The 23,827-nt window shown below is 73.5% G+C and carries 26 protein-coding genes; 10 read left to right on the top strand and 16 right to left on the bottom strand.

Annotated features, from left to right (window positions below; all coding sequences use genetic code 11):
• Positions 1–25 precede the first annotated feature (25 nt).
• Both D0D15_RS03625 and D0D15_RS03620 read left to right on the top strand, forming a co-directional pair.
• On the top strand, positions 26–469 hold the full coding sequence (locus tag D0D15_RS03625) for a hypothetical protein (protein WP_143266185.1): 444 nt from the start codon (positions 26–28) through the stop codon (positions 467–469).
• A 41-nt stretch (positions 470–510) separates the two neighbouring features.
• On the top strand, positions 511–780 hold the full coding sequence (locus D0D15_RS03620; protein ID WP_094005129.1) for a hypothetical protein: 270 nt from the start codon (positions 511–513) through the stop codon (positions 778–780).
• A gap of 81 nt (positions 781–861) precedes the next feature.
• Here D0D15_RS03620 and D0D15_RS03615 read toward each other — a convergent pair whose 3' ends face one another.
• From D0D15_RS03615 to D0D15_RS37530, 3 genes are read right to left on the bottom strand one after another with little or no spacing between them, the layout of a single operon-like run.
• Positions 862–1,236: a hypothetical protein gene (locus tag D0D15_RS03615; protein ID WP_094005130.1), complete on the bottom strand. Its 375-nt coding sequence runs from the start codon at positions 1,234–1,236 to the stop codon at positions 862–864.
• Between the two features lie 12 nt (positions 1,237–1,248).
• A complete protein-coding gene (locus tag D0D15_RS37535) occupies positions 1,249–1,404 on the bottom strand; it encodes a hypothetical protein (RefSeq protein ID WP_275897109.1) in 156 nt (51 codons plus the stop codon).
• 2 nt (positions 1,405–1,406) lie between these two features.
• Complete coding sequence (locus D0D15_RS37530; RefSeq protein WP_279630548.1) at positions 1,407–1,715, bottom strand: hypothetical protein; 309 nt, start codon at positions 1,713–1,715, stop codon at positions 1,407–1,409.
• A 236-nt stretch (positions 1,716–1,951) separates the two neighbouring features.
• Between D0D15_RS37530 and D0D15_RS03605 the strand changes: the two genes are divergently transcribed.
• Positions 1,952–2,863, top strand: coding sequence for an intradiol ring-cleavage dioxygenase (locus tag D0D15_RS03605; RefSeq protein ID WP_094005131.1), 912 nt, complete (start codon positions 1,952–1,954; stop codon positions 2,861–2,863).
• Between the two features lie 11 nt (positions 2,864–2,874).
• On the opposite strand, the gene D0D15_RS03600 is transcribed toward D0D15_RS03605, so the two are convergent.
• The gene (locus D0D15_RS03600; RefSeq protein ID WP_338024632.1) at positions 2,875–3,963 is read right to left on the bottom strand and encodes a cytochrome P450; all 1,089 of its coding nucleotides are present in this window, start codon (positions 3,961–3,963) and stop codon (positions 2,875–2,877) included.
• 82 nt (positions 3,964–4,045) lie between these two features.
• Between D0D15_RS03600 and D0D15_RS03595 the strand changes: the two genes are divergently transcribed.
• The 5 genes from D0D15_RS03595 (at position 4,046) to D0D15_RS03575 (ending at position 9,332) form a co-directional block, all read left to right on the top strand.
• Complete coding sequence (locus D0D15_RS03595; protein WP_115944235.1) at positions 4,046–4,753, top strand: helix-turn-helix domain-containing protein; 708 nt, start codon at positions 4,046–4,048, stop codon at positions 4,751–4,753.
• A 106-nt stretch (positions 4,754–4,859) separates the two neighbouring features.
• Positions 4,860–5,570 (top strand): hypothetical protein, encoded by a 711-nt coding sequence (locus D0D15_RS03590; RefSeq protein ID WP_094005134.1) that lies wholly within the window; start codon positions 4,860–4,862, stop codon positions 5,568–5,570.
• Positions 5,571–5,728: 158 nt separating this feature from the next.
• Complete coding sequence (locus tag D0D15_RS03585) at positions 5,729–7,798, top strand: TRAP transporter permease (protein ID WP_115944234.1); 2,070 nt, start codon at positions 5,729–5,731, stop codon at positions 7,796–7,798.
• Positions 7,695–8,672, top strand: coding sequence for a TAXI family TRAP transporter solute-binding subunit (locus D0D15_RS03580; protein ID WP_094005136.1), 978 nt, complete (start codon positions 7,695–7,697; stop codon positions 8,670–8,672). Before D0D15_RS03585 ends, D0D15_RS03580 begins: the two co-directional genes overlap by 104 nt.
• Positions 8,673–8,990: 318 nt before the next feature.
• Positions 8,991–9,332, top strand: coding sequence for a DUF1330 domain-containing protein (locus tag D0D15_RS03575; RefSeq protein ID WP_094005137.1), 342 nt, complete (start codon positions 8,991–8,993; stop codon positions 9,330–9,332).
• Between the two features lie 281 nt (positions 9,333–9,613).
• On the opposite strand, the gene D0D15_RS03570 is transcribed toward D0D15_RS03575, so the two are convergent.
• Both D0D15_RS03570 and D0D15_RS03565 read right to left on the bottom strand, forming a co-directional pair.
• Positions 9,614–10,519, bottom strand: coding sequence for a serine hydrolase (locus D0D15_RS03570; RefSeq protein ID WP_094005138.1), 906 nt, complete (start codon positions 10,517–10,519; stop codon positions 9,614–9,616).
• Positions 10,516–11,391 (bottom strand): LysR family transcriptional regulator, encoded by an 876-nt coding sequence (locus tag D0D15_RS03565; RefSeq protein ID WP_094005139.1) that lies wholly within the window; start codon positions 11,389–11,391, stop codon positions 10,516–10,518. The genes D0D15_RS03570 and D0D15_RS03565 overlap by 4 nt, the downstream gene beginning before the upstream one ends.
• A 73-nt stretch (positions 11,392–11,464) precedes the next feature.
• Between D0D15_RS03565 and bla the strand changes: the two genes are divergently transcribed.
• Complete coding sequence (gene bla, locus D0D15_RS03560; protein ID WP_094005203.1) at positions 11,465–12,340, top strand: class A beta-lactamase; 876 nt, start codon at positions 11,465–11,467, stop codon at positions 12,338–12,340.
• Between the two features lie 7 nt (positions 12,341–12,347).
• Here bla and D0D15_RS03555 read toward each other — a convergent pair whose 3' ends face one another.
• Positions 12,348–12,785 carry a DUF5946 family protein gene (locus tag D0D15_RS03555; RefSeq protein WP_094005140.1) on the bottom strand — a complete coding sequence of 146 codons (438 nt, stop codon included), beginning with the start codon at positions 12,783–12,785 and terminating at the stop codon, positions 12,348–12,350.
• Between the two features lie 111 nt (positions 12,786–12,896).
• Between D0D15_RS03555 and D0D15_RS03550 the strand changes: the two genes are divergently transcribed.
• The gene (locus tag D0D15_RS03550; RefSeq protein WP_094005141.1) at positions 12,897–13,466 is read left to right on the top strand and encodes a TIGR03086 family metal-binding protein; all 570 of its coding nucleotides are present in this window, start codon (positions 12,897–12,899) and stop codon (positions 13,464–13,466) included.
• A gap of 572 nt (positions 13,467–14,038) precedes the next feature.
• Here D0D15_RS03550 and D0D15_RS35805 read toward each other — a convergent pair.
• From D0D15_RS35805 to D0D15_RS03510, 9 genes are all read right to left on the bottom strand, one after another.
• On the bottom strand, positions 14,039–14,188 hold the full coding sequence (locus tag D0D15_RS35805) for a hypothetical protein (RefSeq protein WP_158224421.1): 150 nt from the start codon (positions 14,186–14,188) through the stop codon (positions 14,039–14,041).
• Positions 14,189–14,305: 117 nt separating this feature from the next.
• Entirely contained in the window at positions 14,306–15,148 is an 843-nt protein-coding gene (locus D0D15_RS03545) for an HpcH/HpaI aldolase/citrate lyase family protein (protein WP_094005142.1), read from the bottom strand.
• Complete coding sequence (locus D0D15_RS03540; RefSeq protein ID WP_094005143.1) at positions 15,145–16,353, bottom strand: CaiB/BaiF CoA transferase family protein; 1,209 nt, start codon at positions 16,351–16,353, stop codon at positions 15,145–15,147. The genes D0D15_RS03545 and D0D15_RS03540 overlap by 4 nt, the downstream gene beginning before the upstream one ends.
• Complete coding sequence (locus tag D0D15_RS03535) at positions 16,350–18,272, bottom strand: SUMF1/EgtB/PvdO family nonheme iron enzyme (RefSeq protein WP_115944233.1); 1,923 nt, start codon at positions 18,270–18,272, stop codon at positions 16,350–16,352. The genes D0D15_RS03540 and D0D15_RS03535 overlap by 4 nt, the downstream gene beginning before the upstream one ends.
• The gene (locus D0D15_RS03530) at positions 18,269–19,162 is read right to left on the bottom strand and encodes a ribokinase (RefSeq protein WP_094005145.1); all 894 of its coding nucleotides are present in this window, start codon (positions 19,160–19,162) and stop codon (positions 18,269–18,271) included. Before D0D15_RS03530 ends, D0D15_RS03535 begins: the two co-directional genes overlap by 4 nt.
• Positions 19,159–20,487, bottom strand: coding sequence for an ADP-ribosylglycohydrolase family protein (locus tag D0D15_RS03525; RefSeq protein WP_094005146.1), 1,329 nt, complete (start codon positions 20,485–20,487; stop codon positions 19,159–19,161). The genes D0D15_RS03530 and D0D15_RS03525 overlap by 4 nt, the downstream gene beginning before the upstream one ends.
• The gene (locus D0D15_RS03520; RefSeq protein ID WP_233157222.1) at positions 20,484–21,701 is read right to left on the bottom strand and encodes an ADP-ribosylglycohydrolase family protein; all 1,218 of its coding nucleotides are present in this window, start codon (positions 21,699–21,701) and stop codon (positions 20,484–20,486) included. Before D0D15_RS03520 ends, D0D15_RS03525 begins: the two co-directional genes overlap by 4 nt.
• A complete protein-coding gene (locus D0D15_RS03515) occupies positions 21,698–22,972 on the bottom strand; it encodes an ABC transporter substrate-binding protein (protein ID WP_167481446.1) in 1,275 nt (424 codons plus the stop codon). Before D0D15_RS03515 ends, D0D15_RS03520 begins: the two co-directional genes overlap by 4 nt.
• A 26-nt stretch (positions 22,973–22,998) precedes the next feature.
• Positions 22,999–23,826 (bottom strand): carbohydrate ABC transporter permease, encoded by an 828-nt coding sequence (locus tag D0D15_RS03510; RefSeq protein WP_094005148.1) that lies wholly within the window; start codon positions 23,824–23,826, stop codon positions 22,999–23,001.
• Position 23,827 lies beyond the last annotated feature (1 nt).

Raw genomic sequence — 23,827 nt, 5'->3', positions numbered from 1 at the left:
GAGACGGCTGGCGATGCTGTCACCGTTGACCCCGCCCGAGTACCCGATGGCCGACACCCGGGCGGCCGGATCCACCGCCGAGGACGCGACCGTGGTGTCCGGCAGGTCCGGCACGCTCGCCCGGTACTCGGCGGCGCCCGCGGGAAAGTCCACATCGGACACCGCCGGCATGTCGACCGCTCCGGCACCGCGGGCAGGCGGGACAGCGCCAGTCCCGCCGAGGTCCGCGGTGGCACCCGCCCCCGCCGCATCGGTGGCCGACCGCAGGCTCGCCGTACCGACCGCGGTGTCCGGGATCGCCGCGGCCGGCCGCAACATTGACTGCAGCGCGGTGAGCCCGGTGAGCGAGGGCGGCGCCGGGAAGGCCGGGGTGAGGGTGGCCGCGCCGACAGTCTCGTCGTACTGGGTCATGATCCGCGCGGCCTGCTGCCGCAGCGCCTGCTCGTCGAGCTGCGCCTGCCGCGCGTAGACGACCGGGTCGGTGATCTGGGTCTCGTTGAGCGCCTGGGAGTGGATCTCCTGCTGGCGGCCGGTGAGCGTGGCACCCTTGGCCGTGGCGCCGAGCCACTTGCCGACTTCGGCGAGGTGACGGCGACCGCGGCGGAGTCGGCGTTGTCGTTGATGACGCGCAGCATGTCCTCGTGCGAGGCGTTGTCCCACACCGAGCTGGGCGCGCCGCCGTGGTCGCGGATCTCCACGCCCTCGTCGTCGACCTCGCGGGTGACCTGCGCGCGGATCTCGTCGCCCGAGGTGTGGTCGTGGCCGATGGGGCCGATGTAGCAGGGCGAGCCCGGGTCCGCGGTGACGTCCTGGATGCCGGCTCCGGCGCCGGACAGCTCCGCCATGGTTTCCCTTTCCTGGTCAGGCGCGGTAGCGGTGCAGCGTGGCCGCGGTGTCGCCGTCGGCGGGCCGGTAGTTCTCCTGGGCGAGCCGGATCGCCTCGATGTAGGTGGGCAGCTCGGCCCTGGCCTGCTGGAGCCGGGTGAGCAGGCCGCGGTCGTCGCCGGCGGTCCGCACCATCACGTCCGACACCCACCGGGCGGTGGCGGTGCTGCTCAGCCGCGGCGACCCGGCGAACCGTTGCAGCGCCGGCCAGCGGGCCTCCAGCGCGTCGACGATGCCCTGCAGCGCCCGGATCATCTTCTCGCCGGTCCGCTCGTCCACGGCGAACCCGCCGTTCGACGCGAGCCGCTTCAGCGCGACCACCTGGTCGGCCTCGCGCGCGTCCTCGGTCATCCCGTGCCCTCCTCAGTAGACGGTCGCGATCACGTCCCGGACGGCGTCGGCCACCCCGGCGAACGTGGCCGGCACGTACCGCGCGGTGGCGGTGCCCGCCGCGTCCGTGGTGGTCTGGACCAGGTACCGGCCGGCCTCGGTGTCCGGGCGGTCCTCGTGGCGGGACACCGTCAGCGGGCCGCCGGGCGCGGGGCCGGCCGGGGGCAGCGCGCCGGCCCGGCGGGGCACCAGGTCCTCGTCCGGGAAGAGGGAGAACCCCAGCCGGTCCTGGCCCGGCGCCCGGCGGATGGTTCGCCGCGAGTGGACAGGCCGCGGCCCTCGAGGTCGTCGTGCACCCGGATCGCGAGCCGGGCGAAGCGCAGCGGGTCCACGGTGGTGTGGCTGATCCGCAGCGGGAACACGCGGACGTCCACGCCCAGCGCCCGCCCGGCGACGACGGCCTCCACGCTGCCGAGCGTGAAGCCGAACCGAAACACCATCGACGCTTGTGTCACCTTTCGGGTTCCGGCCCCGGGACGTGCGGCGTGCCCGGCCAGTCTGGCCGTGCGGTGATCAGTCCCAGGGGTTTTCCCGTGGCGCTGCCCGAACGGCCCGGCGATCGAGGGCACGCGGGCACTGGCGGCCGCTCATCTGAGCGCCGGTGTTCCCACGACGCACGGCGGGCTCACAGACTAGGCAAACCCGGCGCACAGCACGAGACCCGACGATGGTGCCCATGCGACACGACGAACCCGCCTACCAGGGCCGCCCGCTCCCCCGTCCGCACGAAGAGGTCGTGGACCAGGGGCTGGGCTTCGACCTCGGCACCCTGTTCGACCGCCGCCGGGCGCTGCGCTTCCTCGGCATCGGCGCGGCCGGCGTCGCGCTGACGGCGTGCGGCGCCGGGTCCACCGGCTCCTCGCCGACCACGACGTCGTCCGCGGCGTCATCCCCGGCGTCGGCAGCCGGGGAGATCCCGGACGAGACCGCCGGCCCCTACCCCGGCGACGGCTCCAACGGCCCGGACGTGCTGACGCAGAGCGGTATCGTGCGCAGCGACATCCGTACCAGTTTCGGCGAGTCCAGCGGCACGGCCGAGGGCGTGCCGATGACCCTGGAGCTGACGATCGCCGATCTGGCCAACGGCGGCGCCGCGTTCACCGGGGTGGCGGTGTACGTGTGGCACTGCACCCGGGAAGGCGGGTACTCGATGTACTCCGACGGCATCGAGAACGAGAACTTCCTGCGCGGCGTGCAGATCGCCGACGGCGCCGGGCGCGTGACGTTCACCAGCATCTTCCCGGCCTGCTACGACGGCCGGTGGCCGCACATCCACTTCGAGGTCTACCCGGATCAGGCGAGCATCACCGACTCCTCGAACGCGATCGCCACCTCGCAGGTCGCGCTGCCGCAGGACGCGTGCGAGGCCGTCTACCAGCAGCCCGGGTACGAGGATTCCGTCGCCAACCTGCAGAAAGTGAGCCTGTCCAGCGACAACGTCTTCGGCGACGACGGCGGCGCGTCCCAGCTGGCGACGGTGACCGGTGACGTCGGCAGCGGCTACACCGTGAGCCTCGCGGTGCGCGTGGACACGCGGACCACGCCGTCCGCCGGTGGCGGGCCGGGTGGGGCGCCCCCGTCGCGGTGAGCCGTCACCGCTCAGTCCTCGCAGACCACGGGTAGTTCGACCACCCCGCGCACCAGGTTGTCCGCGCGCATCACCACGTCGGCGGCGGGGATCGCGAGCCGCAGCGCCGGGAACCGGGTGAGCAGCGCGGGCAGCGCGACCCGCAACTCCACCCGCGCGAGCTGCTGGCCGAGGCACTGGTGCACGCCGTGTCCGAACGCGACGTGCCCGGCGGCGTGGCGGAGCAGGTCGAGCACGTCGGGGTCGGCGAAGTGCGCGGGGTCGCGGTTGGCCTCGGGCAGCGACAGGGTGACGCACTCGCCGGCCGTGATCCGCTCACCGTGCAGCTCGACGTCCTCCAGCGCGGCGCGCACGGTGAACGGGATCACGCTGTGGTAGCGCAGCAGCTCCTCGATCGCGCGGTCCGGCTCGGCACGCAGCACCTCGGACGCGCCGGGGTGGGTGAGCGCGGTGAACGCGCCGAGCGCGAGCATGTTGGCCGTGGTGTCCAGGCCGGCGCCCAGCAGCGCGAAACCGATGTTGACCAGCTCCTCGTCGGTGAGGTCGCTGGCGGTGAGCCCGCTGAGCAGGTCGTCGGCAGGCGCGGCGCGCTTGGCCGCCACCAGGTCGCGCACGAACTCGTGCACCGCCGAGTACGCCGCCGCGGTCTGCTCCGGCGTCCGGTCCAGGCGGAACAGGTCCAGCGCGTGCCCGTGGAACCGGGCGCGGTCGGCGTAGGGCACGCCGAGCAGTTCGCAGATGACCTGGGCGGGGATCGGCTGCGCCCACGTGCGCACCAGGTCCACCGGGCCGCTCTGCCGCGCCACCGCGTCGAGGTGCTCGTCGCTGATCTCCCGCACCCGCTGTTCGAGCTGCCGCATGCGGCGGACGGTGAACTGGCCGGCGAGCAGCCGGCGGTAGCGCGTGTGCTCCGGCGGGTCCATCGAGTTGAACATCCCGGGTGGCGCGGGCGCCTGGTTGCCGGGCGCGCCGGGCACCGGCATGTGCCGCAGGTCGGAGCGGGCGCTGAACCGGGGATCGGCCAGCACCTGCCGGACGAGCTCGTGGCTCGTCGCGAGCCACCCGCGGTGTCCGTCGGGGTACGTCAGTCGCTTCAGCACGTCGCGAACGCTAGGAGCGGATTCGCACCTGAAGCAACCGGGCGGCAAGGATTTTCCAGGTAGGCCGACTATGATCGATGCAATGAGCTTGGAGCTGAATGCACCGATCCGCGCCCGGCTGACGTTCGGCGAACGCCGCCGCATCGCCGCCGGGCTGGCGATGGGGCTGAGCTACGCCGAGATCGGCCGCAGGCTCGGGCGGCCCGGATCGACGATCGTCCGCGAGGTCGCGCGCAACGGCGGCGCCCACGGCTACCGCGCCGACCGCGCCCAGCAGGCCACCGCCTGGCGTGCCCACCGCCGCCGCCCGGCCCCGCTGCCGGAGCCGCCCGCGGCCCGGGGCGGCGGCGCGCCGCGGCGGTTCGAGCAGGACTTCGCCGCGATGATGGTCCAGACCGGTGTGCCGCCGATGGCGGCGAAGGTCCTCGTCCGCCTGTTCACCAGCGACACCGGCAGCCTCACCGCCGCCGAACTCGTCGCCGGGCTGCGGGTCAGCCCCGCGTCGGTCTCCACGGCCGTGCGCTGGCTCGCGGAGCGGGGACTGGCCCGGCGCGAACGCGACGGCCGCCGCGAGCGGTACGTCATCGACGAGCACGTCTGGTACCAGGCGTGGCTGGCCAGCGTCCGGTCGATGACGCTGTGGGCGGACTACGCGTGGCGCGGTGCCGAGGTTTTCGGCGCCTCGCCCGCGGGCGACCGGCTGCGCGACACCGGACGGTTCTTCGAGCACCTGCGCCGCGACATGACGCAGGCGGCCGAGCACTGGCGGCACCTGCCGGACGACCGGTAGCCGGCGCCGAGGCCGTCCGAAACGGACGAACCACCCGGTATTCCGGGAACTGGTAACGAAGATCCGCCACGCCGCGACAAGCCGGGCAGCGATCAGGAGGATCTTCGTGACCAGTCAGCCCCCCGGCTTCGACCCCTACCAGTACCCGCAGTGGCCGCAGCCGCCCGCGCCGCGGCGCAACATCGGCGCCATCGTGGCGCTCGCGATCGCCGGGGCGCTCGTCGTCGCCGGGGTGTCGGTCGGGGTCACGCTCGCCGTCACGCGCGACGGCGGCACCACGAAGGCCGCGCCCGCCGGCACCTCCCGGCCGCGCCCGTCGACCTCGACGTCGCCGACGCCGACGGTCCCGGTCAACCCGCGGCAGAACGTGGAGGTCGAGATCGGCGAGGCCGTCGGGTACGGCAGCCGCGCCGGTCAGCCGGAGGTCGTCTTCACCCTCACGAAGGTCACCGTCGGCGGCCGCTACACCGAGCCGTACGCGCAGAAACCGGAGAACGGGCGCTTCATCTTCCTCGACCTGACGGTGACCACGTCCCCGTCCATGGGCGGGGACTTCGCGGGCAGCGTGCTCAACCCGAACAACTTCGCCATCATCGGCCCCGACGGCGTCACCGAGACCGGCGGCAGCCTCAGCAGCGCACCGGCGATCGGCTGCCTGTCGCGGGGCAAGCTGTTCCCCCTCGCCCTGTCGCCGGGCCAGAACTACCACGGCACCGTCGTCCTGGACTCCCGCAACACCACCGGGCGCCTGGTGCTGGCCCCGTACGGGCTCGGCGGGTTCAACGGCTGGGAGTGGAACCTCGGCGACCACGCCTGACGCCACGACCGTCCACACTGGAGCACTCCGGCCCGGCGAGCGCGCCGGTAGCGGTACGTCACCGGCGAGCACGTCCCGTAGCAGGCGGCCGGGCACCGGCGAAACCTTCCGTATGACCGGTGCGCGACCTAAGGTGTGATCATCGCAAAGGAGCGGTGATGACCAAGGCCGTCAAGGGCGACGAGATCGGCGACATCGTCGCCGAGCACGACGAAGAGCGGCCCGCGCGGCGCTTGTCGCGGGGGCCCGACCTGCTGGTGTACCTGGCCGCGCTCGGCGTGGCCCTGCTCGTGCTGAAACAGGTCTTCTTCCCCTACAGCAAGGGCAACCAGTTCTACCTGGTGATCTTCCTCGGCTGCACCCTGCCGCTGGTGTTCCTGTGCTACCGGCCGCTGGCCCGGTCGCGGCGCACCCCGGACAACCCGTGGCTGCTGGACTGGGCGCTGGCCGTGGTGGCGCTGCTCGTGGGCCTGTACCCGGTGCTGATCGGCTACGACGACTTCCTCGACCGCCAGGGGCAGCTGTCCACGCTCGACATCGTGGCGGGCGCGCTGCTGCTCCTGCTCGTCCTCGAGGCGACCCGCCGCACCACCGGCTGGGTGCTGCCGCTGGTCTGCCTGCTCTTCCTCGCCTACGCCTACTACGGCGGCTACCTGCCGCCGAACTGGGGCATCGCGCACGCCGGCGTGGACTTCAGCCAGATCATCAACGCCCTCTACAACGACGCGAGCGGTTTCTTCGGCACCCCGCTGGACGTGGCCGCCAGCTACATCGTGCTGTTCACCATCTACGGCGCGGTGCTGGAGGCCTCCGGCGCGGGGCGGTTCTTCGTCGACATCTCCTTCGCCGCGTTCCGCCGCTCCCGCACGGCGCCGGGCCGGACGACGGTGCTGTCCGGGTTCCTGCTGGGCACGGTGTCCGGCTCGGGCACCGCGACCGCGGTCAGCCTGGGCTCGATCACCTGGCCGATCCTCCAGCGCGCCGGCTACCCGCGCGAGAACGCCGGCGGCCTGCTCGCCGCGTCCGGCATCGGGGCGATCCTGTCGCCGCCGACGCTGGGCGCCGCGGCGTTCATCATCGCCGAGTACCTGCAGACCTCCTACCTGACGGTGCTGATCTGGGCGGCGGTGCCGACGCTGCTGTACTACCTGGGCATCGTGTTCGCGATGGAGGCCGACGCCCGCCGCTTCCACGCCAAGCCGGTGGACGTCGAGCGCGGCGACCCGTGGCGGCTGCTGCTGCGCGGCGGCTACCACTTCCTGTCGCTGGCGATCATCGTGGTGTTCCTGGCGCTGGACATCCCGCCGTTCGCGGCCGTGGTGTACGCGACCGGGGTGGCGGCGCTGTTCGCCCTGATCGCGCGGCGGCGGGACCTGCGCGGCTGGGCGGTGGACATGGTGGGCGCGCTGTCCCGCGGTGTGCGGGGCGCGCTGCCGGTCATCGCGGTGTGCGCGGCGGCCGGGGTGATCACGTCGACGATCACCAAGACGGGGCTGGGCCTGGAACTCGCCGACGCGCTGGTCGACGTGGCGTGGGCGGTCACCGACAACGCCACGGTCGTGCTGGCGCTGACGGTGCTGCTGTCCGCGGTCGCGGTCGGCGTGCTCGGGCTGGCGGTTCCGGTGACGGCGTCGTTCATCATCGCGTGGGTGGTGATCGCGCCCGCGCTGGAGACGCTGGGCGTGGCCCCGGCCGAGCGCGCGATGTTCATCTTCTACTACGCGGTGCTGTCGGAGGTCACCCCGCCGACGGCGCTGGCGGCGGTCGCGGCGGCGGCGATCACCGGCGGCCGGGTCATGGCGACCATGTGGCAGTGCTGGAAGTACACGCTGCCGGCGTTCCTGGTGCCGATCGCGTTCGTGCTCACCGACAACGGGGCGGCGCTGCTGCTCCAGTCGGATGGCGTGACGGTGGTGTGGGTGCTGGCGGTGTCCGCGCTCGCCGTCGCCGCGCTGGGGGTGGTGACCGGCGGGTGGCTGTTCGGCCCGGTCCACCCGGCGGTGCGCGCGCTCTTCGTGCCCGCCGCGGTGTGCCTGCTCTACCTGGAGCCGGGGCCGATCGTGGCGGGCCTGGCCTTCGGCGTGGCCGCGACGGCCGCGCATCTCGTGATCCGAAGGAGGCGGCATGAAACGACTGCTGACGGCGCTGGTGGCGATGGCCCTGGTCGCGACGGGCTGCGGCGGGAAGCAACCGAACCAGCCGGCGGCGGGCGGGAGCCAGGCGTGTGAGGCCGGCAGCGGCAGGCTCACCATCGCCACCGGCAACAGCGGCGGCGTGTACTACGTGCTCGGCGGCGGGCTGGCGCAGCTGATCAGCAACAACACCGGGCTGAAGGCGACCGCGGCGGAGACCGGCGCGTCGGTGCAGAACATCCAGCAGCTGGTCGACGGCACCTACGACATCGCGTTCTCGCTGGCCGACACCGCGGCCGACGCGGTGCAGGGCAAGGGCAGCTTCGAGGGCAAGCCGCAGAAGGTGCAGGCGCTGACGCGGCTCTACCCGAACTCGACGCAGGTGCTGGTGCGCACCGACTCGGGCATCAACAGCATCGCCGACATGCGCGGCAAGCGGATCTCGACGGGTTCGCCGAAGTCGGGCACCGAGGTGATCGCGAACCGGCTGCTGCAGTCGGCCGGGCTGAACCCGGACACCGACGTGCAGGCGCAGCGGCTGGACCTGGCCAAGACCGCGGACGGGATCAAGTCCGGCACGATCGACGGGCTGGTGTGGTCCGGCGGGCTGCCGACGGCGCAGATCACCGACATCACCACGACGATGAAGGGGCAGGTGAAGTTCATCGACATCACCCCGCAGCTGGCGGCGCTCAAGCAGATCAACACGGTGTACGACACGGGCACGATCCCCGCGGCGACGTACGGGCAGCCCGCGGACGTCCCGACGATCGTGGTGCCGAACCTGCTGCTGGTGCGGGAGGACTTCCCGGCGAGCGACGCGTGCGCGATCACGAAGCTGATGTTCGACAAGCGGGCGGACCTGGAGAGCGTGCACCCGTCGGCGAAGGAGATCACGCGGGAGAACGCCACGCGCACCGAGCCGGTGCCGCTGCACCCGGGCGCGCAGCAAGCACTGGCGACGTCCTGACGTGCGGCTCCCAGCAGGCGCCGGCGACGTCCCGACGTCCGGCCCGCAGCAGGCGCGGGCCACGTCGTGACGTCCGGCTCCCCAGCAGCGCTGGCGACGTCCTGACGTCCGGCGCGGAGGCGCTGGCGGCATCGTGACGTTCGGCGCACAGCAGGCACTGGCGAGGTTGTGGCGTCCGCCCGCAGCAGGCGCGGGCCACGTCGTGACGTGCGGCTCGCAGCAGGCGCCGGCGACGTCCTGACGTTACCTGCGAGGTAATCGACGCCCGGCGCGGGCCGCCGCAGGATGGGGTCATCACTTCCGGAAAGGACGGATCCGATGACCGCCTACGCACTGGCCCACCTGCTGCCCGCCGAGCCGCACCCCGACGTGGCCGAGTACCTGGAGCGCATCCAGGCGACGCTGGACCCGTTCGGCGGGCGGTTCCTGGTGCACGGCGCGCCGGTCGAGGTCCGCGAGGGTGAGTGGCCGGGCCACCTGGTGATGCTCGGCTTCCCGACCGTCGAGGACGCCCGAGCCTGGTACGACTCGCCCGCGTACCAGGAGATCGTGCCGTTGCGCGCCGACCACCTCCCGGGCACGGTACTGATCGTCGACGGCGTGGAGCCCAACCACGACTCCTCCGCGATGGGACGGGCGCTACGCGTGGCGTTGGGCTAGCGCCCGCCCGGCCTCGCCGCCCGACGGGGCAACCGGGCGCCTGTCCAGCTACCCGGGTGGTCCAGTGGCTGAGCCACTGGACCACCCAGCCACTTTCGCAGAAGCCGAGGGCCGACTGGATGCGTGGCCGAGTGGCTAAGTGGCTGAACCACTGGACCATTCCTCCTTCACTCGACAGGCCCAGTGGTCAAGCCACTCGACCAGTGCCACCTCGGGCACCACTGGCCAAGTGGCTGAGCCACTCAGCCACTCGTGTCGCATCCACCTGGCGTAGTGGCTGGTCAGTGGCCGAGGCGCAGCTGGTCCCGCAGCCGGCGCGCCACCCGCGCCATCACCGCCTCCGCGCCGGGCTGCTGCGCGGCCGCCACGCGGGATTCGGTCAGTGCCACCACCGCGAACGCCTGCCCGTCGGCGTGTTCGACCACCCCGATCTCGTGCCGCAGCGTCAGCAGCGTGCCGGTCTTGGACGACCAGACCGTCGCGTCGGAGACGAAGTCCGGCGCCAGCCGGTGCCGGACCACGTTGTGCCGCATCAGTTCCCGCACCCGCGCGGCGACTCCGGCCGGAATCGCCGACGGCGTCCACAGCGCCTGCAGCAGGTCCGCGAACGCCCGGGCCGAACCGGAACTCGCCCGCGTCACGTCCAGCTGCGGGATGCGGTGCCCGCGCCCGGCGGTGCCCGCGTCGACGGCCAGCGCGTAGGCCAGGTGCACCTCGCCGCGGTCGAAGCGCTCCGCGGGCGTGTCGGCCAGCTCCTGCATCGGATGCCGGACGGTGATGCCCTCGACGCCGAACCCCTTGAGGATCCGCGCCACCTCCGGCGGCGGGGTGAGACCGAACAGGGCGTCGGCCGCGACACCGTCGCTGATCGCCGTGCTGAGGTAGAGGAGGTCGTCGACCGCGACGCGCGCCGGGTGGCGGAACCGGCTCAGCCCGGTCGGCCCGGGCGTGGTGATGCGGCCGGGCTCGATGTCCAGCGTGGCGGCGCCGTCGAGTTCGCCGAGCCGGATCCGTTCCAGCGTGGCGACCGCGAGCGGGATCTTGACCAGCGACGCGGACGGCCACTGCGCGTCCGGCTCGATCGCGATCTCCTCGCCGCCGCGCAGGTCCCGCACCAGGAACGAGCCGCGCAGCCCCGCGTCGTCGAGCAGGTCCCGCAGCTCGCGCAGCAGCGCTTCGGTGCTCACGTCTCCCCCAGGCATCGGCCGATCGACCGCGACAGCGGCCGCAGGCGCTCGGTGTCGTCACTGTACGTCACGGCCAGGGCGTAGCCGCGGACCAGCCGCAGCTCGCCGAGCGGCCGCCAGTGCAAGTCCAGGTCCGCGGCCTGCGCGGCCGAGCAGAGCAGCAGGTCGGCGGAACCGAGGACGTCGGCGACCGCGGTGACCAGGGACTCCGCGGTGACGACCTGCGAGGGCCGCAGGCCGAGCGCGTCGCGCAGGTGGAGCAGCCGGTCCCGGATGTGCGGCACGTCGTCCTCGGGCTGCAGCCACACGCGCCGCGCCGGGCCGTCCTCGCCGCGGCCGACGCGCAGCGTTTCCAGGTAGACGGTGTGCGCGGCGGGTGGCACGGCGGCGGCCACGCCGAGGGGCACCTGCCAGCAGGCCTCGTCGGCCGGGACCGCGGTGAGGGCGGCGCGGACCTGCTGGGTGCGGACGAGACCGACGCGTTCGGCGGGCGGGGCGGGACGGAAGTCGAGGACGAGGTCGTGGTCACGGGCCTCGGCGTCCAGGTGCGCGAGGTCGCGGGCGGAGCACCAGTCCGGGACGGCGAGCCGCAACGGGCGGCGGCGTGCGCGGCGGGCGTCGTGTTCGAAGGCGTCGGCGAGGCGGACCAGCCGCGCGGCGGCGGGGAGCACGTCGCGGCCGAACGGGGTCAGCACGGCACGCCGGGTGGAGCGGTCGAAGAGGCGGTCGCCGAGGTGCTGTTCGAGCGCGGCGATGCGCCGGCTGGCGACCGGCTGGGGGATGCCGGCGGCGGCCGCGCCGAGGGTGAAGCTGCCCCGCTCGCTGACGCTGACGAACGCCCGGCAGGCACCGACGAGATCCACACCGGGCATCTTATGCCGGATCCGCATGGAAACCTTCGTTTTGGTCTTCGACGGTATCGAGTGGACGCGGAAGGCTGGGGCCATGGTTGTTCGAACTCTTCGTGCCGTGGTGGTTCTGCTCGTGTTCGGCCTGGTGGGTGCGTGTGCTGCCGCGCCACCGCCGCCACCCCCCGCTTCGCCCGCGGCGCAGGTGCCGCAGGTGTCCTTCGCCGATCTGGAGTCGCGGTTCGACTCGCGCCTCGGGGTGTACGCGATCGACACCGGGACCGGGCGGGAGATCGCGCACCGGGCCGACGAGCGGTTCAACTACGCGTCGGCGATCAAGTCGCTGCTGGCGGGCGCGGTGCTGCGGCGCAACGTCGATCTGGACAAGGTGGTGACCTACACCGATGCGGACATCCAGCCGAACTCGCCGATCACGAAGGACCGGCGGAGCGTGACGGTGTGCGAGGCCGCCGAGGCGGCGCTGCTGCAGAGCGACAACACGGCGGCGAACCTGCTGTTCGCCGAGGTCGGCGGCCCGGCGGGCCTGGCGGCGGTGCTGCGCGAGATCGGCGACACGACGACCCATCCGGACCGGCTCGAGGTCGAGCTGAACTCGGCCATCCCCGGCGACATCCGGGACACGAGCACCCCGCGCGCGATGGCCGGCAGCCTGCGGGCGTTCCTCCTGGGAGACGCGTTGCCCGCCGACAAGCGCGACCTGCTGGTGGGGATCATGCGCCGGAACCGGACCGGGGCGGAGCTGATCCGCGCCGGGGTGCCGTCGGAGTGGCCGGTGGCGGACAAGACGGGCACCGGTGACTACGGCACGCGCAACGACATCGGGGTGATCTGGCCGCCGACGGGCGCGCCGATCGTGCTGGCGCTGATGTCGAGCCGCGGCACCCCGGATGCCGAGCACGACAACAAGCTGCTCGCCGAGGCGGCTTCCCGGGTGGTGGACGCGCTGCGGTAGTCGCGTGTCAGCCGTTGCCCCAGGCGGTGACGGTGACCAGCGCCCAGGCGCGGACGCGTTCCGGGAAGCCGGCGGCGGGGAACGTGCCGTCCTGGGCGACATCGGCGATGGTGACGCTGAACGACGTGGGCGCCGGTCCGGGCGGCGGAGGCGGCGCACCGGGAGCTGCGGCGCGCCGGTTCCGGTGCGAGTTGGCGCGGCGCGCCCGGGCGGTGAGCGTCGCGAGGCCGGTGGCGCCTTCGTCGAGGTAGGTGCGCAGGACCTGCCAGACGCGGGCCCGGTCCCGCTCCGGCAGCCGGCTGGGGTGCTGGAGCAGGAAGCAGGCGACGGTGACGCCGTGCAGCGGTCCCCACGGTGGGCGCCGGGAGTGGTCCAGTGCCAGCACGGTGTGGAACAGCTCCGCACACGGTTTCCCGGGTGCTCCGCACTCGGCGCAGGGCGTCATGACCGCCAACCTAAGGCCTCCAGCGACGGGAGGGTCCAGAATTCGCGCCCGTGGGGTGTCGAGTCCGGCCGCCGCCGTTCGTCCTCGGGGTATCGAGGAAAGGAGTCGGCGATGGAGCTGATGGAACGGTACCGGCGGGCGCAGGACGGGCTGGACGCGGTGCTGGCGGCGGTGCCGGACGAGCGGTGGGACGCGCCGTCGATGTGTGCGGAGTGGACGGTGCGGGACGTCGCCGGGCACGTGATCTGGGGTCAGCGGCAGATGCGGGCGTGGGCGACCGGCGAGCCGGACCCGGAGCGGACGGGCGCGCCGGGCGCGCCGGCGCCGGGCACGCTGGCCGGCGACGACCCGGTGGCGAGGTGGCGCGAGGCGCGGGCGGCGTCGGTGCCCGCGCTGACCGGGGAGGCGCTGGCGCGGACCACGCGGATCACCGGGATCGGCGAGGTGCCGCTGGCCGCGGTGGTGCCGTTGATGATCACCGACACGGTGGTGCACACGTGGGACATCGGGCACGCGCTGAAGCTGGACGTCCGGCTCGACGCGGACCTGGTGGCGCTGGCGGCGGACTGGGCGCGGCAGCACGTGGTGCGGCGGCCGGGGTTCTTCGGCCCGGAGGTGACGGCACCGCCGGACGCGGACGAGCAGACGCGGATGCTGGCATTCCTGGGCCGCCGCGCCTGAGGGGAGTCCGGCAGGACTGCTGGCGGCGAGTGTCCCGGCGGCGGGTGGCTGGCCGGGTATGAGCGAGAAGCCACCACCGGGTCCGAGCGGGCGCAGGGCGACTGCCTCCGCCGCCGGTGGCTGGCCGGCGGAGCCGCACCAGCGGGGCGGCACGACCGCGCCACGAAGCGGCCCGGCGCCACCGCGGCACGCCACCACCGCCCAGCCAAGCGGCCCGGCACCACCGTCGGGCGGCGCAGCACCGCCGCGGGAGAGCACGACCGCGCCACGAAGCGGCCCGGCGCCACCGCGGCACGCCACCACCGCCCAGCCAAGCGGCCCGGCACCACCGTCGGGCGGCGCAGCACCGCCGCGGGAGGGCACGACCGCGCCGCGAAGCGGCCTGGGTCCGCCGCGGACGGCACGGCCATGCCACGAAAACCGCCCTGCGCCGTCGTGAAGCGGCGACGCAAGGCGGCGGGGCCGGGCAGAGCTGAGCGGAGGTGATCGGCCGTTGAAGCAGGTGCGATCGAGACGCCGCTGCCGGTTTCGGCGGCAGGCTTCTCAGCCCGCCCGGCCACGGCCGGGCGGGCTCATCCGCGCGGACGGCCCAGCCCCAGCGTCCAGCCCAGCCGCCCGGCCGCGGCGCGAACAGCCCAGCGGCCACCGCCGCGCACGCAGACCACCCCCAGCCACGGCCCCAGTGCCCAGCCGGGCAGCGCAGCCGTGGCCGGGTCGGTCACAGCCGTCCCAGCTGCTCGAGCCGATGGCGTCAGGCACGGAGGTGCGTCTGGATGCGTTGCTGATACGCCCCGGTCGAGGTGACCTCGATGCTCCTCCGTGCCCGGAAAACCCGGGGATCAGGCCGTGACGTCCGGCCGTTCCCCCGCCAGCGCGAGCACAGTGCGGGCCTGTTCCAGCATCGCGACGTCCAGGAACGTGCCGTCGGTCAGGGCGATCGCTCCCACGCCGGCCGCGGTGGCGTCGTCCAAACGGGACAGCACCTCGCGGGCCCGGGAGACTTCCTGGGCGCTGGGCAGGAACGCGGCCCGGATCGTGTCCAGCTGGGCCGGGTGGATGGCCGTCCGGCCGCGGAATCCCAGCGCCCGCCCGGCCCGGCAGGACGCCGCCAGCCCGTCGAGGTCGCGCACGTTGGTGTACGCCGACATGACCGGTGGGACCAGGCGCGCCGCCCGTGCGGCGACCACGACCCGGCTGCGCGCCCAGGCCAGCCCCGCCTCGTCGGTCACGCCCAGGTCGGACCGCAGATCAGCCTCGCCGAGGCCGATCGAGGCGACCTGCGGCGACGCCGTCGCGATCTCCAGCGCCCGCTCGACGCCGAGCGCGGATTCGATGAGCGGGTGCAGCTCGCGACCGGGCAACGCGCCGGCCAGCGCGCGGATCTCCTCCGGTGACTCGACCTTCGGGATCCGCGCGCCCACCGCGGCCGGCAGGCCCGCCAGTGCCGCCAGGTCCGCCGTGTGCCAGGGGGTGCTCGCGTGGTTGATCCGCACCTGCACCCGCCGCCCGAGCGGCTCCGACAGCAACCGCACGGCGTGGGCCCGCGCCTCGTCCTTGCGCGACGGCGCGACGGCGTCCTCCAGGTCGACGAGCACGACGTCCGCCGCCGAATCCAGCGCCTTCGCCACCCGGTCCGGCCGGTCGGCGGGCACGTACAGCAGGGTCAACGCCGGCGCGCTCATACCGCCCCCTCCGCACGCATCCGCGCCACCTCGTCCGCCGGGAAACCCAGCTCCCCCAGCACCTCGTCGGTGTCGGCGCCGTGCGCCCGCCCGGTGTGCGCGACGACCCCGTCGTGGCCGGACAGCCGGAAGATCGGCCCCTGCATGAGCGTCGGCCCCAGCTCCGGATCCTCGATCTCGTGGATGGTGCCCAGCGCGCGGAACTGCGGGTCCTCGACGATGTCCGCGGCGTCGTAGATCGGCGCCACCGCGGCCTGCGCCGCCTCGAACTCGGCGACCACCTCGTCGCGCGTGTGCCGCCCGATCCACGCGCCCACCGCCTCGTCCAGCTCGTCGGCGTGCTTCGCGCGCTCGGCGCCGCTGGCGAACCACGGCTCGTCGATCAGGTCGGGCCGTCCCACCAGCCGCATCACGCGCTCGGCGATCGACTGCGCCGACGTGGACACCGCGACCCACTGCCCGTCGCCGGTGCGGTAGGTGTTGCGCGGCGCGTTGTTCACCGACCGGTTGCCGGTGCGCGGCTGCACCGAACGCAGCTGGTCCCACCGCGTGATCTGCGGCCCGAGCATCGCCAGGATCGGCTCGACGATCGCGGTGTCGACCACCTGCCCGCGCCCGGTCCGTTCCCGCGCCGAGAGCGCCACCATGATCGCGTAGGCGGTGGCGAGCGAGGCGATGCCGTCGGCGAGCCCGAACGGCGGCAGCGTCGGCGGCCCGTCCGGTTCCCCGGTGGCGGCCGCGAACCCGCTCATCGCCTCGGCGAGCGTGCCGAACCCGGGCCGCCGCCGGTACGGCCCGATCTGCCCGAACCCGGTGACGCGGGCGAGCACCAGCCGCGGGTTGCGCGCCGACAGCTCGTCGTAGCCCAGGTCCCAGCGCTCCAGCGTGCCGGGCCGGAAGTTCTCGATGATCACGTCCGACCGCTCGGCCAGCTTCAGGAACACCTCGCGGCCGCCGGGTTTGCCGAGGTCGGCGGTGATCGTGCGCTTGTTGCGGCCGAGCGTCTTCCACCACAGGTTGACGCCGTCCTTGGCGACGCCGTGGTTGCGTGCCGGATCCGGCCGCCGCGGGTGCTCGACCTTGATCACCTCGGCGCCCATGTCGCCCAGGTGCATGGCGGCCATCGGCCCGGCGAAGAGGGTGGCGGCGTCGACGACGCGCAACCCGGCGAGTGCCCCGGCGGCGGGGTCGCGGGAAACGGTCACGCGGTCACCTCCGGCAGGTCCCACGCGCACCGGAACCCGACCGACGCGCTGCGCGCCAGGCCGAGCCCGGGCAGGAGCAGCTTCACGCTGTAGTCCGGGTCGCGGCGGCCGCCTTCGACGTACCAGTCGGAGCCTTCCGCGTGGTAGTCGCAGCCGCCCTTGAGCATCACGAACCGGGTGCGGCCGTCGGAGTGCTCGCTCTCGGTCCAGTTCCACACGGCCGGTTCGCCGCGGCGCAGCCGGCCGGTCTCGCCCGCGAGCTGCCATTCGTCCTCGGTGGGCAGCCGCCCGCCGCGCCACGCGCAGTACGCGCGGGCGTCGTCGAGATCCACATGGGTCACCGGCGCGTCCGGGTCGGTGTTCCAGGCCAGGAACCGGTGCGGCTGCGCGGGCCGGTAGCCGGTCCGCTCCAGGAACTCGGTGAACTCGGCGTTGGTCACCTCGGTCGCGGCGACGGCCACCGGGTTGGCGAGCACGCCGTCCCGTTGCAGGGTCCGCGCGTCGTGCAGCCGGGGCGGCAGCGGCTTCCACTCGCCGACGTACGGCGCGCCCTGATACATCCCGGTTTCGCGAGCGCGGTAGCGGACGGTCAGCACGTACGGCCCGGCCGGCACGACCACCGCGTCCGGGGCGGGCGTGCCGCTGCTGCGAGCCGGCTGTTTGCGCACGGCGAGGCGGTGCGGGAACCGGGCGTCGGGGTCGTGCGGCACGTCCGGCAGGTCCTTCACCCACGCCGGTTCCGTCCCCGAACGCAGGAACGCCGCGATCCCCCGCGCCGGCACACCCGGACCCAGCAACGGAATTCCGGGAGCGACCGGTCCGGTGTAGTCCTGGTCGCTCCGGTTGACGACCGTCCACAGTGTCTGGTCACCGAGGTCCCAGCGGGAGCCGTACACCCCGGCTTCCTCGGCGCCGGGCGCCAGTTCCGCCAGCGGCGTCCACTCCCCGTGCAGCAGCAGCTCCTCGGCCGCGCGCTGGACGGTGACCATGCGCCGCACGGTCGCCGCGTCCCGGCGCGACCAGCCGACCCACACGCCGAAGACGACCTCCCACACCATCACGCCGACGCCGTTGAGCCACGCCGACTGCAGCTCCTCGGTGTGGTCGCGGTGCCAGCGGCGGACGTGGTGCTGCATGTGCCGCCGCTCGTACCAGTGCGCGCGCAGCACACCGGGCACCGGCGAGTCGGCGAAGAACTGCGCCCACGACGACGCGTGGTCCTCGATGCGCTCGACCGGCAGCTTCGACTCGCCCTCCAGCACGATCCCCGGCCTGGCCCGCTCCAGGGCCTCGACGAACTCCGGTTCGGCCTTCTTCAGGGTGTCCAGGAAGACACCGTCCGCGCCGAGGTCGGCGACCAGAGAGGCCAGCTCGGTGAGGTCGTCGCCGCCGCGGCGGGTGCCGACGTCCCACGGGTTGTAGTCGACGAACACGTGCAGGCCGGCGTCGTGGAACTGCCGCACGAGATCGGTCAGCCCGGGCACGTCGCGGTAGAAGTCCCACTGGTTGCGGTCGTCCAGGCCGATCACCGGGTAGGCGTGCCACAGCACGACCGCGTCCAGCCCGGCCAACCGCTCCCGCGCGTCGGCGAGGAACCGCTCGGGCGTGAACCGGCCCTGCTCGAAGTCGTACAGCAGCTCGTCCCACAGCCACACCTGCGCGACGGTGCGGCACCGCGCCGCCCACGCCGCGCCCGGCCGCTCGTAGGCGGCGCCGGTGTAGCCGTGTCGGCGGCGGGCGTCCTCGCGCCACTCGCGCAGCCGTTCCCGCCACGCTGGGCGGTCGGCCGGGTCCGGCGGGCCGGCGAAGATCTTCGCCTCGTCCAGCGCGATCAGCTGCTCCTCGGTGAGCGGGCCGAGCGGGACGTCGGTGGGCCGGTCGATCGGGCGCGGCACGAGCGGGTCGAAGGTGTAGGTCATCGCGAGCTCTCCTCGACCTCCGCGGCGGTGGGGACGGCGTCCTGCGCGCCGGGCCGGGTGACCGCGAGCGCGGCCGCGACACCGGCGAGCCGGGCCGCCTCGGGCAGGGCCAGGCCGCGGGCCAGCCCGGCGGCGAGCACACCGCAGAAGGTGTCCCCGGCGCCGGTCGTGTCGACGGCCTCCACGCGAATCCCCGGCACCCGCACGGTGGGCCGGTCGCGTTCGGCGACCAGGGAACCGTCGGCGCCGAGGGTGATGACGACGGCGGGCACGCGCTCCAGGAGCACCTTGGCGAGGTCCTCCGGGGTGCCGTCGGTGTGCGCGAGGTCGGCGGCCTCGTGCTCGTTGACGACGAGCAGGTCCAGCGCGTCCCAGAGGTCCGCGGGCAGGTCCCGGGACGGCGCGGCGTTGAGGGCCATCACGGCGCCGGGGCGTCGCGCGGCGGCGGCCGCGCGGACGGTGCCGAGCGGGATCTCCAGCTGGGCCAGCACGACGTCGGCGTGCGCGATCCGCTCGACCTGGGCGGCGGTCAGCTCCAGGCGCGCGTTGGCACCCGGCGCGACGACGATCGCGTTCTCGCCATCAGGCGAAACGGTGATCAGCGCGGTGCCGGTGGGAGCGTCCACACGCGACACCAGATCGGTCCGGACCCCGGCCCGCTCCAGCGAGGTCAGCAGCAGCTCCGCGGACTCGTCGGTGCCCAGCGCGCCGGCGAACGTGGTCTCCGCTCCCCCGGCGCGCGCGGCGGCGACGGCCTGGTTGGCGCCCTTGCCGCCGGGAGTGCGGCGCAGGTCGCCGCCGAGGATGGTCTCCCCGCCGCCGGGATGGCGCGGCACGTCGACGACGAGGTCGACGTTGGCCGAGCCGACGACCACGACCTGCCCGGTCATGCGGCACCTCGTTCCACGGTCAGGGCGGCCGTGCGGGCCGCCAGGTCGGTGATGCGCCGCTCCCCGCCGGGCAGGGACGTCGCGATGCGGTTGTCCAGCGGTTTCGCCCACTGCTCGGGCACGCCGTGCAGGGCGCCGACGACCCCGCCGACGGTGGCGGCCGCGGAGTCGGTGTCCCAGCCCGCGGTGACGGCGATGGACACGCTCGGCCCGAACTCGCCGCCACCCCCGGCGAGGGCGAAGGCGATCACGGCGGCGTTGTTGAGGACGTGGACCCAGTGCAGGTGACCGTATTCGGCGTGCAGGCGGTCCAGTCCCGCGCTGGTGCCCAGACCGGCCAGCGACCGTCCGAACCGGACGGCCCGCGCCAGCCGGCTGTCCGGCGGAACCACGGTTTCCGCGGCGTCGAGGACCTCGTCGACGGTGCCGCACACCATCGACGCCGACGCGAGCGCGGCGGCCCACATCGCGCCGTAGACGCCGTTGCGGGTGTGGCTCAGGCGCGCGTCGGTCCAGGCCAGCCGGGCCGCGGCCCGCACGTCGCCGGGCGAGACCCAGCCGAACACGTCGGTCCGGATGAGCGCGCCGATCCACTCGCGGAACGGGTTGTGGTGCGTGGCGGTCTCGGGCACCGGGCGGGCGTCGAGGATGTTGCGGTAGGCGGCCCGCTCGGCCGTGAACACCCGCCCGGCGGGCAGGTTGTCCAGCCACAGCTGGGCGACGTCGTCGGTGGTGAACCCGCGGCCGCGCTGCTCCAGGAGCGTGAGCGCGAGCATCGGGTAGTTGAGGTCGTCGTCCTCCGGCATCCCGTCGATGTTCTCCTCCAGCGAGGTCGGGGCGGAGCGGCGGTTCCACGGCCACCGCCGCGCGACCTCGTCCGGCAGGCCCACCGCGGTGAACCACCGGTCGAGCGGCCAGCGGCCGGTGGCGCGCAGGATCTCCTCGATGCCCTCGCGGGGGATCTTCTCGACCGGCTTGCCGAGCAGGCAGCCAGCGGCGCGGCCGGTCCACGCGTCCAGCACGCGCCCGCTGCCGCCGGGCAGCTCCGGCGCGGGCGGCAGCACCGCGACGATCGCGTCCCACTCGTCCGGTTCGTGCGGCGCCGGTGGCGTGGGCAGCGCGGCCAGCTCGTCGAGCAGGTTCCGCGCCAGGGCCCGCAGTTCCGGCGGCGCCGGGTTCGGACCCGCTCCGCTGGCGGCGGGCACCGGGTCGCCACCGGCCGCGACCCAGCGGTCGCGGATCGCGGTGACGTCGCGTCCCTCCACAGCGGACTGCACCAGCTCGTGCGCGAGCAGGTCCTCGGGCTGGGCCCAGGTCAGCCTCACGACCCGGCTCCCGCCTGGTCGAGCTCGTCCAGGGCCCGCAACCGGGCCAGGGCGCGTTCCCGGTCGGCCTTCAGGATGTCCGCCGCGGCCGAGGCCATCAGCCGGCCGGTCTCCCGCAGGTCCATGCGGCTCGCCTCGCCGATCGCGTCGATCCACTCCGCCGGCACCGCCGTGGTGCCGCCGAGACCGGCGCACACCGCGCCGGCCATCACGGCGATCGAGTCGGCGTCCCGGCCGTAGTTCACCGCGCCCAGCACCGCGCCGCGGTAGTCGCCGCGGTGGCCGAGCACGAACCCGAGCGCGGCCGGCAGCTCTTCGATCGACTTGGTGCGCGACGGGCGCCGCGCGTCCATCGACATCTGCCGGTACTCCGGCCCCACCGAGTCGTACGGCGCGACCGTGTCCCGGATCAGCCGGGCCAGCTCCCGCTCCTCCTCGTCGTCCGACGGCGCGGAAGTCCAGCCGTCGAAGGCGTCCACCACCGCCCGCAGCGCGGCGGCGGTGCCGTCGTGCGCCACGTCGAGCGCGGCCGCGACGACGTCGTCCAGCGTGGCGCCGGGGGCGACCGACGCCGCGACCATCGCCGCGAACACGCCCGCCGCCTCCCGGCCGTAGCTGGACTGGTGGGCGCCGGTCAGGTCGATCGCCTCCGCGTAGGCACCGCGCGGGTCCCCGGCGTTGGCGAGCCCGACCGGCGCCACGTACATCGCCGCGCCGCAGTTGACCACGTTGCCGACCCCGGCCTCCCGCGGGTCGACGTGCCCGTAGTGGAGCCGGGCGACGATCCACTTCTCCGCCAGGAACACCCGCTGCAGCAGCAGCGCGGTGGACTCCAGCTCGGGAACCCACCGCGGCTCGCCGATCATCAGCGGCACCAGGTCCTCGGCCATCGCGTACGCGTCGAGGTGCGCGCGGCGCTTCGCGTACACCTCGACGAGCGCGCGGGTCATCAGGGTGTCGTCGGTGACGTGCCCGTCCCCCTTGTGGTACGGCGCGATCGGGCGCGCGTCCCGCCAGTTCGGGAACCACGGACCGACGATGCCGGTCACCCGGCCGCCGTGGCGTTCCTCGATCTGTTCCGGGGTCCACCCCTCGGTGGCGCCACCCAGCGCGTCCCCCACGGCCGCGCCGGTGAGCACCGCCACCGCTCGGTCTTCCAGCCAGGTCACCGGCTTCACGTTTCCCTTCTCGATGGTCGAGGACCGGTCGGTCACCGGTTGATGCTGTTCCAGCCGTCGGTGAGTTCCTTCGACAGGCCGGCCGCGTCGATCTGCTTGGCCAGGAACTTCTGGTAGGCCGGGGTCGCGACGGTGTCCTTCCACTGCGCGTACTTGTCGACGAACAGGTACGGCGCGGAGGTGAGGTACTGGCCCGAGGACAGGATCTCCTTCCAGCCGTTCTGCGCGCCGAGCTTGGTGGTCAGCGCCTCGCGGGCCGAGGTGGTCGCCGGGATCAGCGCGTCGGCCTCGTTGAGCGCGGCCAGGTTCTCGGTGCTGGTGAAGAACTCGATGAACTCGGCGGCCTCCTTGACGTGCGCGGAGTCCTTGTTCACCGACAGCGTCTGCGGGTTGGCGGCCTGCGCGGGACCGGCGGGGCCGGCCAGCGGCGGCAGCACGATCCAGTCGAACCCGGCGGGCGCGTCCTTGGCGATGTTGGCGGCCTGGAACGAACCCTGGATCGTCATCGCGGTCTGCCCGGCGTAGAACGGCGCCAGCGCCTTGGAACCGGACTGGGTCAGCGTGACCGGCAGGATCGAGTTGTCCTGGTGGGCCATGGCGTCCACCAGCTGCGGCAGCGCCATCTCACCCTGGCCGACGCTGATCTTCGCGTCGGTGCCGGTGCCGTCGAAGTACTTGCCGCCGAACCCGGGCGCGAGCGCGACCATCGCGGCGGTCGGGCTGGACAGGCCCCAGCCGAGACCGAAGGCGCCGTCGCGGGTGGTCGCCCTGGCGATTTCGCGCAACTGGTCCCAGGTCATCGTGTCGCCGGTGGGGATGGTGACCCCGGCCTTCTGCAGCAGGGCGCGGTTGGCGAAGACCACGTAGGACTGCAGCTCGGTCGGGTAGGCGATCACCTGGTTGTCCACGGTCACCGAGTCCAGCACGCCCTTGGGGATGTCGGTCTTCTTCTGCTCCGACAGGTAGGGCGTGAGGTCGGCGAGGTAGCCGTCCCTGGCGAACGGGACGACCCCGGCCGCCTCGTAGTGGATGACGTCCGGCGCGCTGCCCGCGTTGAACTGGGTGATCAGCTTGTCGTAGACCCCGTCCCAGCCGGCCTGCACGACCTCGACCTTGACGTCGGGGTGCGCCTTGTTCCAGTCGTCGACGATCTTGTTCGTCGCCGCGATGGCCGCGGGCTGGTCGGACAGGGACTGGAACTTCAGCGTCACCGGGCCGCCGGCGCTGTCACCGCCACTGGAGCACGCGGTGAACAGCAGGCTCGCGGCTGCCGCGAGCGCGGCCACCACCACACGTCGAGACTTCATTGACCGACCTTTCGTTTTCTCAGGGTTCATCCCTTCACCGCCCCCGCCATCAGCCCGCTGGTGAGCCTCCGGCGCAGGATGGTGAAGAAGACGATGCTGGGGATCGCGGCGAGCACGGCGCCCGCGGCGAGCGGTCCGAGGGACACCTTGCCCTCACCGCCGATGAACATGTTCAGCGTGATCGGCAGGGTGTAGTTCTCCGGCGACTGCAACAGCACCAGCGCGAAGAAGAACTCGTTCCAGGAGGAGACGAAGCTGAACATCGCCGTGGCGACGATGCCGGGCATCAGCAGCGGGAAGACGATCCGGCGCAGCACGGTCCACCGGCCGGCGCCGTCCATCGCGCCGGCCTCCTCCAGGTCGACCGGGATGGCGGCGACGTAGCCCTGCAGCATCCACAACGCGAACGGCAGCGTGTAGGTGGTGTGCACGAGCGTCAGCCCGGCCAGGCTGTCGGCCAGCCCGATGGTGCGCAGGATCAGGAACAGCGGCAGGATCACCAGCACCACCGGGAACACCTGGGACACCAGGATCCAGCCGACGCCGGCGGCGCGGATCTTGCCCTTGAGCCGGGCCAGCACGTAGGACGCCGGCAGCGCGATGAGGATCACCAGCGCGGTGGACACCAGCGCCACGACCAGGCTGTTGCCCGCCGAGTGCACCAGGCCCTGGCGGTCCAGGGCGTCGGAGTAGTTGTCCCAGTGCCACTGCTGCGGCAGCAGGCTCACGGAGAGCGAGTTGAGCTCGCCGGAGGACTTCACCGACGCCGAGATCAGCCACAGCAGCGGGAAGCCGAGGAACAGGATGTAGGCCGCCAGCGCCAGGTACTGGGCGGGACGGAGCAGGACGCGCATC

This window comes from Amycolatopsis thermalba, from assembly GCF_003385215.1.
Taxonomy (GTDB): Bacteria; Actinomycetota; Actinomycetes; order Mycobacteriales; family Pseudonocardiaceae; genus Amycolatopsis_E; species Amycolatopsis_E thermalba.
Note: the sequence above shows the minus strand (reverse complement) of the source record. Positions and strands in the feature narration are given on the sequence as shown.